Here is a 13,349-nt window from a genome sequence, read left to right on the forward strand (position 1 = left end):
ACAAAATCTGAACAATCAATAAATAGATGAGATTAGCCCTAGACTACAGGTATAATGAAAGAAAAATCAAAATTGATTGGAGATGCCATGAATATTCGATTAGAAAAATTAACACAGGGTGATTATGAAAACTTATATGCATTTGAGGTTAAAAATAGGGCCTATTTTGAAAAAACAGTACCAAGTCGAGGGGATGACTATTACCTATTACCAAATTTTATAAGAAAAAATGACATGCTTTTAGAGGAACAGGCACAACAGCAATGCTATTTCTATCTAATAAAAAATGAACTTGAGGAAATTGTAGGAAGGATCAATGTAATCGATATTGATAAGGATCAACGATTAGGTCATATCGGTTATCGAGTGGGAAAAGAATATAGTGGGAAAGGGGTTGCCCATACAGCCTTACAATTAGTATTAGACCTTATGCGCCAGCAAGGCATGCTCATCCTTGAGGCTCAAACAACGACGAACAATATAGCCTCTCAGAAAGTATTAGAAAAAAACGGCTTTAAACAATTGGATAGAAGCGGTGAATCATTTGAAATGAATGGTCAAAACTTCACTTTTACTTATTACCGGTGGATTAATTCCTAGGATGATCTGGCAAACCGTATTGTCAGATCATCCAATATAAAAGAATGTGTCTAGTCTAATGAAACACCTTTAATCGCTGTTTTCAATTTCTCTAAACTCTTAATCATTTGCAGTAAAGAATGATATTCAGCTGCATTCAAGTGGTCACCATGCACTGTTATGTATCTTTTTATGCTACTTTCCATCGTTTGAATTTCTAGCATAGCATTATCTTGAAGGTCAGGTTCTAGTTGTCTACTCTTCTTTGTATTTTGTTGGTTTCGATTTTGGGGCACTGCGGTTTGATAGCTCCTTTAACATATCGTATACCTCCACAGATATACATATTTTGCATGACAAATCACTAATAACGAAGGGTAATTCTAGTATAATAGTTACCCTTTTACTCCTTTCTAATTGTAAAAATACAATTATTGAAGCCTATTCTATAATATAGCACTCTACAAATTCTATACAACGCAAAAAAATCAAAATGAGCACCCAGCCATCTTGATTTTTTGCATGTGGAAGCCAATAACTTTCACACCTTTTGTGGTGGAATAATGCCTGTTACAAGTAAAATAAAGAATACCAATCCAATAAGGAAAAATATCAGTGACGCTATAAATACGGGTCCAAGTTTAACTTTGAACCGTTCTCGCTCATGAATGATCCCTGTTTGCGCACTCACTTGGGATGCATAAAGCCTCGACATCGCTCCACCGCTACTCGAAAAGTACAACGTTCCTAAGGTAAAGGCAACGCCCGTGAAAAACATCACTTCGATAAATCGCACAGAGAACATGGTGGCAACCCAATACGTCAACGATATTTCTACAATCCATGCCATGATGATAATAATAATTTGTTTCCGTGGCATTAAAGGAGCTCCCTTCCTTTTTCTTCAGCTACTTCTACGTATCTTTTTAGAAAAAGTTTCATTTTTCTAACTATATTGTCTATAAGACTTATTTGTTCTTAGAGATTATCAATCAATTGTGTTAATTGTTGTTGAGTGAGTTCGCCTTTCACGCTGTGCTGTAATTTCCCTTCTTCGTCAAAGATAAAGGTACTAGGATAATTCATCACTTCAAACGATTTCTGTAGTACTCCCTCTTCGTCTAGAAAGATAGGAAATGATAAATCATAGGTATCCTTAAATGCTGCCGCTTTTGCATAGCTATCATAGGCTGTAGCATTGATGGCTAGTAGCTCGACATCCTTTGATTTTTGTTGATAGAATGCCTCTAGTTCAGGTGCTTCCTGTTGACAAGGTCCACACCAGGACGCCCAGAAATTCACTACTAAAATTTTGCCCTTATATGCTTCAAACGTTGTGGCGGATTGATCTAGCTTTGTTAAAGCAGTTTCATAATTAATTTGTTTGGTCCCATCCTCCAAAACAGTCATAGAGGGTATAAGAGATGCTTGAAAAAAAACATTTTTTAATGCCACACCAATAAAAATTGCAATGATAAGGGCTGAGATAATGAAACTTATTTTTTTACGATTCATCCTACTTCTCCTTTTAAAATATACAAATATTTGTATATTTTACCATACTATCAACTAACAGGATATAAACTTTTTCTAAAAAATAGCCCCTACTCTAAAAGTAAGGGCTACTCTTTCTTACGTGAAAGATGTTTTATTTTTATAGGCAATCACACTTACGAGAAGTAGCATACTAGCTGAAAGGAAAAAAACAACTCGTATCCCATACCATTCTGACAACATGCCCATCATTAAAGATGAAAGGCCGAATACCCCTGTCACAATGACATTCAACGATGTATACACCGTTGGTAATTTCTCCTTTGAAACACTTGTTTGAATGATGGTTTGCTGTGGAATGTTTTTTAATTGCCCACATAAGCCAATCAGCAAAGAACAGAGTAAAGCCATAAATGATGTGATACTAACCGCAAAGAATAGTGTAAAAATAGCGGACAACAGCGCTCCTCCACTTATGAACATAGCTTTCTTACGCTCAATAAATTTGGTCCATTTTAAACAAATCATACTCCCTAAAATCATGCCGATAAAAAAAATGCCGTTGAGATAACCCCACCATTGAGAAGAAGCCTGCAATGCTTCTTCTACAAAAACAAGTAAAATCGCTGCGACCCACACTGCACCTGCCATCGATTCCAGTAAATCCATACGTGCAGCAATTTTTAGTACAGGCGTTTGATGGATGGTTTGCCACCCTTCCATAATTAACACCCATTTCTTTGTTTGTGGACGTTCCATACGTGCCACATCTGGTAGAAGTTTTAAAAGCAATGTTGCGATGAAAAAAAGGACGACAACACCCCATATAAGCTGTGATGGTGTAAAGAGAAGAAGCAAGGAACTGCCAACAAACCAAGAACCCACCTGAATGGATTGGATAACCGTTTCAGCAATACTATTTGCTCGTAATAAATCCTTTTCTTCCACATAATGAGGCACCAAGGATTGACGAATAGGATTGGCACAACCATCCAAGAACGCAACCATCGCAATCAGTAAAAACACAAAGCCAAACATCGGCTGATCTCCTATCAATTCTACATACAAGGCAAGACCCAAAAGGACAGCTGTTTTAAAGCCCTGAGAAATAGTTAGCAATTGATTCAACGACACTTTCGCCGTAATAAGAGGTGTTAGCAGACTGGAAATCAACATACAAGTAGTAATAATAAATGGTACAAAGGAAGTAGCAATCGCCGAGTTGGTTAAACGATAAATTATACTAATCACGCTTACTATATAGAGAATATCACCAATATCCGCTAAAGATTGACCTGTCAATAAAAGTGAAAAAGATCGGTTTTTAAACACGTTTTATCCCCCAAAATTAAGATTTTATTTTTACTTGGGAGATTTTTAAATTGGACGAACCTGCATGTCTGAACTCCTTTTTACGCCTAGTTGAAAAAACGATGGGGGATTTCATTTTTTTCAATTTCTATGCGTGATTTTAATTAAATTTCAAGAACATTCTAAAGTATTTTTCTTATTTTAGCATTACTTCCACTTTGTTGCCAGCACGCAAAAAGACCAGGTGTTCTCAAAAAAATTTGAGACCTGGTCTTTTTGTGAAAAGTGAAACCTACTAATTTGCTTTAGTGTTTTGTATTCTACTAATACAGTAGTCGTACCAGCTTTACAAAGGTTACACATTTTTGAAGAAAATTTAGGAAAACTTATTTTTCTCGTTGATAGATTTCCGGTTAATGTCTGGTTGTATGGAGCAACTTGCGACAAACGCTTTTGCTTCATCTAGTAAAGTTTTTATAACACTCACATTTTACTTACAATATAATGCTACGGACAATAAATTAAGCTATCCTATTATTTTACAAACAGTTTTGATATTTCTTCAGGTGGGTATGGTTTGGTTAAGTATTTTTTAATTTGAAATTGGTCCACCATTTCTTTTACCTCATCTAATGCTGAAGATATAATAATTGGTATCTCTTTTGTATGCTCTCTTTCTCTTAGTGCACGGACTAAATCCCAGCCGCTCATTTCTTCGCCAAGCATTATGTCAATCACAATACCAAGTAAAGGTGTATTGAGTGTATCTTCAAAAGCTTTTTTTGGATCATGATGATGAATCACGGTAAAGCCCTTGCTTTTTAGCTCTTCAGACAACAGTAGAGCTAAGCTTAAGTCATCCTCGACAATCATAATGTTTAAGCCATTGCTATCCTCCATTACATCCTCTTCATCGAAGGTGACAGTGTTATTTGCAAGTGGTAAAGTAAAGTACACAATAGTACCTTGTCCCTCTTCTGACTCTATCCATATTTCTCCCTCATGCTTTAAGATGATTTCTCTACAAATGGAAAGACCCAGTCCAGTCCCTCCTATTTTACGTCTTAAACTATTATCGATTCGTTTGAATTTTTGGAACAACTGAGCAATATCCTGTTTAGATATGCCAATGCCCTCATCTTTTATACTCACTTGGATACTATTATTTTTGTTTTCTAACAAAATCTCCACATCCCCTCCTTGTGGAGAAAATTTAATCGCATTTCCTATTAAATTAATAAATAATTGAACGAGTCTATCTTGATCTGCATTGACATAGACCTCTCTTGCCTTATCAATTAGATGGACATTATGCTTTTGCTCATGTCGGAAGCGATTGACAATTTCAAAGGCTATTTCATTTAATTGTAATGTCTCCATGTTATATTGCTGCTTGCCTGACTCCATTCGCTGTAAATCCAAGAAGTCATTTATAAGATTGGTTAGTCGTACCGCTTCTCTATGGATTGTATCGATATACTTATTTTGCCGTTCGGGTTTTATATTTTTTGTTAACAGAAGCTCTGTAAAGCCAAGTACACTCGATAAAGGGGTTCGCAGTTCATGACTTACCGTACTCACCAATTCGGATTTCATTTGATCTACTTCATATTCTCTTGTAATATCACGATGCACAAAAATTGTGCCTACTTTTTCCTGCCCATCAAAAAGACAAGTTGCATATACCTCGACAAAGATTTCATGTTCAGCCGTCATACAATAGCGGTATTTTCGTGTATCCTCAAAGCTCTCCATAATAGATGCCTCTATAAATTCAATTAATTCATCTGGTTGGGCACTACATTTTTGAAAATGCTGTAGCCAATCCTCTTTAGGGATACTTGTTTCTGTTGTCAAGTTAAAGAAGTTGACAATACCACATAGCGCTCTATTGATAAGAATGGTATCGCCTGTAACAGAAACTAACTGGATACCTTCGTTGACATTATCAATAATCGTTTGATTTAACGTCCTCGATTTTTCTACCTCTTCATACATAAGAATGCGTTCAAATGCGATGGACACACGATTTAATAGTCCATTTAAACTATCTATATCCCGATCATTATGGGGATGCCCCTCTCGTGTGGCCATTAATATAGCGACTAGCTCTCGTTTAGAATTAAACACGGAAGAATACAAGTCATAGGCATAATAAGACTCTTGTGCAATTCCTTTTTCATTTGCTGTCAATTGACGTTTAATAACAAAGGATTTTTCCTGCTTTAATCTTGCTTGTTTATCCATGTCAAAATTTTCAACTAGGGCTGCAGCAGATTGGTGTGATAAACCTTTTGTCGCATACACATTGCCCTCCATCCAATAAAGCACACTCGTATCATATTGATAAATGTCGTTTAAATAATTATGGAGATTATCGATTAGTTTCTGTTTATTTAACGTAAACGTCAGTACATGATTTAATTGATTATACTTTTCTAAATAATTTAATGAATTTTGTAATTGTAATTGATTTTCTTGAAGCTCGTCCTGCTGCGCTAAAAGCTCCTCATTTTGGGTTGTCAGTACCTCTTCCTTATCCTGAATAGAGAGTATCATTTTAAGAAATGAGTTCGCTAAAATGCCTAACTCATCTTCCTTTTGTACAAGATTACCTAAATCAATAGATTTCCCTGACGCCAAAGCGTTTGTCGCAAGTGTTAATTGTTCAATTGGTCGAATCATATTATTCAGCACTCTTCGTAAAATGACGCCAACAAAGAGTAAAATGAGACCGCTGATCATTAACGAAATAAAAGTGAATAATTGCCCCTGCTCCACTGTCTTGCTAAAAATTTGGTTTAAGGAGTGGTCTGTTTTTTTCTTATAGGATTTTGTATAGGTAATAAATTTATTGACAAGGTCATTTGCTCCGCCATTCGAAAGCTCTCTCAAAGCCTCATAATCCCCCATCTTCGCAAAGCTTAACGCTTTTGGGAGAGTAACTGTTTTATAATTATAATGAAAATCAACTAGCTCATTATAGAGCCCTCGTTCTTCTTCCGTTAAATCCAGTTGCGAAAACTGCTGTAATAGAACTTCGAAATTCTCCAAATTTTCATACAATAGCTTTAATTCCTGCTCATTTTGAAAGGCATAGTAGCCCCTTGCTCGAAAAAATATGCCATTAAAATTTTCTTCCAATTCATCCACAAGCATTGATTTTTCATACATTTGCTCTCTCTTCTGCTGTAAGGCATTTTGACTTGCATTGACTACGACAAGAAAAGCAGCAATGATGATTAAAAAGCTAACAACTAGAAAAAGCAGCATTTTAAAGAATTGGCTTCGTATACTTTTATTCAGCAAGGATGTCGACTTAATCATTTAAGATGTCCTCCACCAAATTCATTAGCTTAATGGGACTAAACGGTTTGGACATAAAGTAATCTGCCCCTAAATCAAATACCTTTTGACGATCACTTTCTTGTGATTTAGCTGTCAGCATGAGAATAGGCATCGACATTTTAATCTCTTGTGGGAGAAGCTCGATCACCTCAATTCCTGTTAAATTCGGCATCATATAGTCGAGTATCATTAAATCATAGGAGCTTTCCATCATTTTTTTAAGGGCTTCTTCGCCATCCTCTGCCTCATCAATATCAAATTCTAAATCTTCTAAGGTTTCACGTATTAACATGCGTAATATTTCTTCATCATCCACTACTAAAATTCTAGCCATCCTGTCTTTTCTCCCTTTCCCATTAAAGAAACATCTGATGAATTAAACGAATAATGCGTTCCGATACTTCAGCCACATTAAACGGCTTCACAATATAATCGTCCGCCCCATTAATGAAAGCCTTCATGACGTATTCTTCCCCCACACGTGAAGTTAGCATGGAGACGATTACATTACTTGAAGCATGTTGCTCTCTTATCTTACTTAGCACCTCGATGCCGTCCATTTTCGGCAATATCCAATCTAATAAGATAATGTATTTGCACTCAGGGTCATACCAATTGGCTTCCAGAAAACTAATGCCATCAGGGTATGCCAGTGTTTCAATCATATAATCCTCATTTTCCTCCAAATGCTTAAAATGATTGGTAATCAGATCACGAATAATATACACATCATCAATGACAACGATCTTGATTTTCACCTTTCTTTTCTCCACAGCAGCTATGTTATCAAAGATGATCGTTTGATTTCTCCCTAATTGCTTGGCCGTATATAGTGCTTGATCTGCCTCTTCTAGCATCTTTTTAGGATGTAAATTGGTAGAAGTTGCTTCTGCGATTCCACTAGAAAATGTAACATGGAAGCTAGTTCCATTTGCTGTAAATATCTTTTTCTCCATGGAGGTACGAAGTTTTTCAATAAAAATAAATGCCTCTTTTTTAGTAGTACGGGGCATTAAAATCACAAATTCTTCTCCACCAAAGCGACAAGCAATTGCTTCAGCTCCTTTTAGCTCCTTCACCAATGAAGCGAAACCCTTCAGCACCTCATCACCTACTAGGTGACCATATGTATCATTTACTTTTTTAAAATAATCTAAATCGATAATCGCAATTGAAAAATGTTCTTTGTTTTGCTGATGGTGTTTAATGAAAAGCTTTATTTGCGATTCCATAAATTTACGATTATAAATTTGGGTTAATTCGTCAATGACAATAGCCTGCTCTAATTCTCTTTTATAGGCTAAGCGATTGGAAACATAAGCAACTAATAGCTCTTCATCAATGGGCTTTGCCATAAAATCCATAGCACCCATCTCCAATGTGCGAACGCGATTTTCTTTACTATCATTACTACTAATCACTGTCACAAACATGAGCTCTTTTTTCGTTTTTTTAATATTGTCTAAAATAGAAAAGCCATTAGAATCTGGAAGCATGATATCTAGAAATACGATGGATGGTTGCAATTCATAAATTAACGCTAATCCTCGTTTACCATTATGAGCTGCAATGACAGAGTAGCCCTTTTTCTCTAAAACATTTTTTAAATAGGAAATAAATACCACATCATCATCTATTATCAGAATAAAATCTTGTTTTGCTGGATTTTTAATGATGGTTGTAGGATGTTCTATATGTTGAGCCATTGAATCATTTTCTTGATAAAAATGAACGCTTTCAATAAACGGAGCAAGGTACTTTTTCCATTCTGATTTGGTCCATTGCTTGTTACGGTCTTCATTCAAAAGCTCTAGCTTTTCACTAGCAATCGAAGTTAATTCATGTAAACCGATTGATCCAGCGGTGCCTTTTAATGTATGTAAAAATGAATAGAGTTCGTCTTCTCTAACAAAGTCACTATTATCCCATTTTTGTAAATTTTCACATATACGTGTATAAACCATTCGGTGATATTTAGCTGTTTCCATCCTCTTTCTCTCCAATCAATCATACTTCTATAAATTATAACTTACTATTTTGTAAAAACCACGGCAGATTTTGAACGTTTATTGTAATGAATTCCTTACGCTAAGCCCCCTTTAGTTGGTTTTAAAAGAAAGGGTTCCAACTTTCCTCTTTTCGATTGACTTATAGAAGCGTTTAATGCTAAATTTACTAAATCAGTAATTTACTAAATTACTAAATTAGAAATGATAAGGAGTACGGATACATGAAAATTCCAACACATTTAAAACATAAACCTGTCATCGTGGCAGAAAATTATGCCAATATTGATGGGCGCACGGCTTATCAAACCGATGCACAAGGACTTTCCCTTGGTCTGGCACAATGGAATGATCGAGGAAAGGTTGATATTTCTGCCAAGGTTTGGCGGCATACAGGTGGCAAGTGGTCTCGCCAATCAGAAGAACTTCCCCTACACCGCGTGCTTGATCTCGCTATTTTAGTGTGTGAAACGGAACTTTATTTTAAGGAGGCTTATCGTCATGAGCATTTATATGATGAAGAAAACCCTGTGATTAATCGTGTAGGCTTACAGGGAGATGCCATGACAGTGGAAGTTTGTACAGAAAATGAACAGATTAAAGAGGATATCCAGCTTTTTCAGCAAGCACTTACTAATGATGGTGAGCTAATTGGAGAACGCCTACGCACACTTTCAAGAATCTTAAAAGAAATGGGTTATTAAAACTCAAGAGGAACTTATTTATGAACGAACAAATGTTACAGGATGATCAACAGCTACGCAAAGCTTTTTTTAATTTCTTAATTCCCGTGATGCTAGCAAATGTGCTGCAATCTGTCGGCCAGGTATTTGCTATGTTTATCGTCGGACGCAATTTAGGGGTCGATGCCCTAGCAGCCATTTCGGCATTTTTTCCATTTTTCTTCTTTTTAATGGCCTTTGCAATTGGCATTGGTTCAGGAAGCTCTATTTTAGTCGGTCAAACATTTGGGGCTGGTAATCATGCCAAAATGAAAGAGGTTGTTGGTGTAACACTCGCCTTTACAACCATTTTATCCATTGCTGTCGCGATTTTTGGTGGCTTTTTCATTGAATGGATATTACGCTTTATGCAGACACCTGCGAATATTTTAGACATGAGTATTAGTTATGCCCAAATACTTTTCTTCACGTTACCGATTATGTTTTGGTATTTGGTGTATACAACCTTTATGCGAGGAGTCGGTGATTCCAAAACCCCATTTTTATTTTTAGTAATTAGTGTCGTGTTAAATATCGTCTTCCTACCACCTTTAGTATTTGGATGGTTGGGGTTGCCTGCGTTCGGCTTAAATGGGGCTGCCTATGCTTCCGTGTTATCAAACCTGGTGACAATGATCCTGTTGTTAGCCTATTTGCATAAAACAAAGCATTTACTACGTTTTGATAAAACAATCTTACAGCATTTTAAATTAAAGAAAGATATTTTAACGTCCTTATTAAAGCTAGCCATTCCAGCCAGTATTAGCATGGTTGCCATTTCAGTGGCCGAAATTGCCGTTATTGGCTTTGTGAATGGCTATGGTTCAGATGCTACTGCCGCTTATGGCGTTGTCAATCAGGTAGCTAGCTATGCTCAAGTCCCAGCTATGAGTATTGCCATTGCTACATCTGTCTTTGTAGCACAGGCGTTAGGGGCTAATTCCACAGAGATGATTAAAAAAATCCGACAAATGGGTGTGCGAATTAATTATTTTCTAGGTGGCGCGATCATCCTCATTATGTATCTGTTTGCAGAGCCTATTTTGGCTTTCTTTATCGATTCACATGAGACTGTGCTTATTGCCAAGAATTATTTATATATTGCCTTTTGGAGCTATTTAATTTTTGGACACACACAAACTGTTTCTGCTACAATGCGTGCCACTGGTGTCGTATTATGGCCAACTATCTTCTTAGTCATTACGATTTGGGTTGTACAGGTACCATTAGCGTTCCTATTATCTCACCATACGTCACTAGAACTAAATGGCGTTTGGTTAGCCTATCCAATCACCTTCTGCGTCCACTTCATTATGCAATATGCATACTTCAAGCTAGGCTGGCAAAAACGAACATTAAAAGCTATGCTGAGCGAATAAAATCGAAGAGGGTATGCCATGTGCGAGCCCTCTTTTTATTATGACAACAAAATAACCAGGCACTCAAAATTGAGCCCTGGTCATTTTGTGAAAAGTGAATGTTACTACTTGCTTTAGTTCTTTTGTATTCTACTAATAGAGTAGTCGTTTCACATTGAAAAAGGTTACAACAAGTTTCAAATTTTTTCTCGCTTTTTCTAATAGGAATAATTACCAAAACAAAAAACTGTTACCTCGAATATAAATCTCCTTCTAAACCGTAACTAGATGTTTAATTCTCCTTGCAAGACTGTAACTGCTGCGCCTGCAATCAATACCTTGTTGTGATGAGGGGTCACATAGAGTACACCACCACGTTTAGAAAGTTGTTTGCTGACAAGCTGTTGTTTAGATAATTTCTCACACCAATAAGGGCCTAGTGCACCATGACTTGAACCATTTACATGATCCTCGTCAATACCTTGTGCTGGAGAAAAAAAGCGAGATACGATATCAATGCCTTCTTCCTTCGACTGACTAGTTAGACAAATTCCTCGAACAGAAAACTGCTTCATCGCAAAAAAGTCAGGTTCAAACTGTGCAATTTGATCTTCATTGCCTACTTCCACGATATAATCCAATTCGGTCCTCCCTACAAAGATGGGCTTACATCCTAACCAGTCCTCCAATGCTGAAGGACATTCCATTTCAGCAATTGGATACGTTTTGATGGCGATTTCCACTCGTTCATGTTGCCACTTGGCATGTAAAGGACCACTTGCTGTATGAAATGTAATTGTGTGCTCCTTTGGCACAATTCCTTGCTGCCAAAGCACAAAGGCACTAGCAAGGGTGCCGTGACCACAAATGGGTATTTCCTTATTTGGCGTAAACCATTTCAGCGAAAAATCAACCTGTTTTTTTTCAATAAAGGCTGTTGTCGGGACAGGTATCTCCTGTGCAATTTTTTGCATGGTCTCCTCAGAAATAGCTTCATCTAATAGACATATTGCTGCAGGATTTCCTTTATATAGCTCATTCGTAAATGTATTAATTAGACAATATGAAATACTAGTCACCGTTCTCCCCTCCTTGCCTCATCATACCTGAAAATCGGCTCATTGGATATGATTTTCCAAATACCATTTCCTCAGCAAGCACTTTATAAAAAAGCCATCTTTTGTCTAAGCTAACACTATAAAATACAACTAAAGAGCAATTCGAGTGGAGAAACCATGAAAACTTATTTCAACTTTTTATTGATCATCGGATTGACGACCTTACTCGCTGGATGCTGGGATATTACGGAGCCACAAAGAATGTACTATATAAATGCAGTAGGTGTAGACTACGAAAACGACGAGTATATTGTCTATTTACAAGTGATTAATTTCGCTGATGTCGCGAAATCTATACAACCTAGCGCATCGGTGGCGCCTGCAGAAGTAGGACGTGCCACTGGTAAAACAATAGAAGAGGCCATTTACAAATTATATCGCTCCTCAGATCAGGAAATTTTTTGGGGACATATGCGATATATGATTTTTTCAGAGCAAGCTATGGAAAATGAACACATTATTCCTGTCATCGATACATTCATACGTTTTCGCGATACTAGGTATCAAATCTGGGTGTATTGTACAAAAAACCCAGTAGAAGACATACTGCTTGTCACACCTATCTTAAGAAATTCGTTATCCTCATCAAAATTAAGTAACCCAATCAACCCAACAGAACAAGAAACATTTATTGAACCAAAGGACTTAAGAGATGTTGTCATTGGTTTAAATGAGCCAAGCTATGAAGTAACAATTCCTTATGTGTCCATTAAAGACGATTGGGAAACAGATGAGGAGCAAGTAGAGGAAACCTATTTTTCAGGGGTTGGTGTCCTGTCGAAAGATGGCTTTAAGGGGTTCGTGCAAGACACTGCGGCTCGTGGCAGTCAATGGATGCATAACTATACAAATCGTGGAGAGATTACCTTTCAATTAAACACAGGTGACCAGGAAGAACTAACGGTGAGTATTGAGAAAATACATGTCGATGTGGAACCACTTGTTAAACAAGAGGTTGTTACATTTGAAGTCAAATTGAGAATCAATGCGACCATCAATGGTTTTAAAGGAAGAGTAACCGAACAAGAGCTGAAAGAGCTTATTGTAAAAGAAGTGAAAAAGGAAATCCAGGAAACCTATAAAGAAGGTCTAAAATTAGATGTGGATATCTATCGATTGTCAGAATATCTCTACCGCGATAACGTCAAGGTTTGGAAAAAGCTTGAGAAAGATGGAAAAATCCCATTATCAGAGGATTCAATTAGCAAAATTGATGTGGATGTAGCCAAAATCAATCCAGGTCGAAAAACTTTTACAGAAACCATCAAAAAATGACCAGATGTCCTTTGAACTGCACCCCGTCAAGTAGACAGTGGAAATAATAAAAAATGTATTAAGCGGCTTGAGTCCTGAATTCTAACGGACTCAAGCCGCTTAACCTTTTCTGATAACGATCGTAATTATAAAAATGAA

13 protein-coding genes are annotated in these 13,349 nt (G+C 36.8%); 4 read left to right on the forward strand and 9 right to left on the reverse strand.

Annotated features, from left to right (window positions below):
- Positions 1 to 87: 87 nt before the first annotated feature.
- Entirely contained in the window at positions 88 to 600 is a 513-nt protein-coding gene (locus RCJ95_RS16535) for a GNAT family N-acetyltransferase (RefSeq protein ID WP_221682252.1), read from the forward strand.
- A 50-nt stretch (positions 601 to 650) separates the two neighbouring features.
- Here the strand turns inward: RCJ95_RS16535 and RCJ95_RS16540 are convergent, their stop codons facing one another.
- The 7 genes from RCJ95_RS16540 to RCJ95_RS16570 all read right to left on the reverse strand — a co-directional run bounded on the left by RCJ95_RS16540 (position 651) and on the right by RCJ95_RS16570 (position 8,720).
- Positions 651 to 875, reverse strand: a complete 225-nt coding sequence (locus RCJ95_RS16540; protein ID WP_257522117.1) for a hypothetical protein — start codon at positions 873 to 875, stop codon at positions 651 to 653.
- Positions 876 to 1,120: 245 nt separating this feature from the next.
- Positions 1,121 to 1,459, reverse strand: a complete 339-nt coding sequence (locus RCJ95_RS16545) for a hypothetical protein (RefSeq protein ID WP_337975758.1) — start codon at positions 1,457 to 1,459, stop codon at positions 1,121 to 1,123.
- 98 nt (positions 1,460 to 1,557) lie between these two features.
- On the reverse strand, positions 1,558 to 2,094 hold the full coding sequence (locus RCJ95_RS16550; protein ID WP_446722500.1) for a TlpA family protein disulfide reductase: 537 nt from the start codon (positions 2,092 to 2,094) through the stop codon (positions 1,558 to 1,560).
- 117 nt (positions 2,095 to 2,211) lie between these two features.
- Entirely contained in the window at positions 2,212 to 3,405 is a 1,194-nt protein-coding gene (locus RCJ95_RS16555) for an MFS transporter (protein WP_257522115.1), read from the reverse strand.
- A 513-nt stretch (positions 3,406 to 3,918) separates the two neighbouring features.
- The gene (locus RCJ95_RS16560; protein ID WP_221682257.1) at positions 3,919 to 6,711 is read right to left on the reverse strand and encodes an ATP-binding protein; all 2,793 of its coding nucleotides are present in this window, start codon (positions 6,709 to 6,711) and stop codon (positions 3,919 to 3,921) included.
- Entirely contained in the window at positions 6,704 to 7,066 is a 363-nt protein-coding gene (locus RCJ95_RS16565) for a response regulator transcription factor (protein WP_048392951.1), read from the reverse strand. The genes RCJ95_RS16560 and RCJ95_RS16565 overlap by 8 nt, the downstream gene beginning before the upstream one ends.
- A gap of 22 nt (positions 7,067 to 7,088) precedes the next feature.
- Positions 7,089 to 8,720, reverse strand: a complete 1,632-nt coding sequence (locus tag RCJ95_RS16570) for a diguanylate cyclase (protein ID WP_221682258.1) — start codon at positions 8,718 to 8,720, stop codon at positions 7,089 to 7,091.
- Positions 8,721 to 8,962: 242 nt separating this feature from the next.
- Between RCJ95_RS16570 and RCJ95_RS16575 the strand changes: the two genes are divergently transcribed.
- Both RCJ95_RS16575 and RCJ95_RS16580 read left to right on the forward strand, forming a co-directional pair.
- Complete coding sequence (locus RCJ95_RS16575) at positions 8,963 to 9,442, forward strand: DUF6530 family protein (RefSeq protein WP_004230188.1); 480 nt, start codon at positions 8,963 to 8,965, stop codon at positions 9,440 to 9,442.
- A 20-nt stretch (positions 9,443 to 9,462) separates the two neighbouring features.
- Complete coding sequence (locus RCJ95_RS16580) at positions 9,463 to 10,839, forward strand: MATE family efflux transporter (protein WP_257522110.1); 1,377 nt, start codon at positions 9,463 to 9,465, stop codon at positions 10,837 to 10,839.
- 263 nt (positions 10,840 to 11,102) lie between these two features.
- Here the strand turns inward: RCJ95_RS16580 and RCJ95_RS16585 are convergent, their stop codons facing one another.
- The gene (locus RCJ95_RS16585) at positions 11,103 to 11,897 is read right to left on the reverse strand and encodes a PhzF family phenazine biosynthesis protein (RefSeq protein ID WP_221682260.1); all 795 of its coding nucleotides are present in this window, start codon (positions 11,895 to 11,897) and stop codon (positions 11,103 to 11,105) included.
- Between the two features lie 156 nt (positions 11,898 to 12,053).
- Here RCJ95_RS16585 and RCJ95_RS16590 point away from each other — a divergent pair, with 156 nt between their 5' ends.
- Entirely contained in the window at positions 12,054 to 13,211 is a 1,158-nt protein-coding gene (locus tag RCJ95_RS16590; protein WP_446722501.1) for a Ger(x)C family spore germination protein, read from the forward strand.
- A 58-nt stretch (positions 13,212 to 13,269) separates the two neighbouring features.
- Here RCJ95_RS16590 and RCJ95_RS16595 read toward each other — a convergent pair.
- Positions 13,270 to 13,349 (reverse strand): IS3 family transposase (locus tag RCJ95_RS16595; protein WP_446722502.1); only part of this gene is annotated, 80 nt, incomplete at its 5' end.

This window comes from Lysinibacillus sp. BSL11 (genome assembly GCF_052928325.1).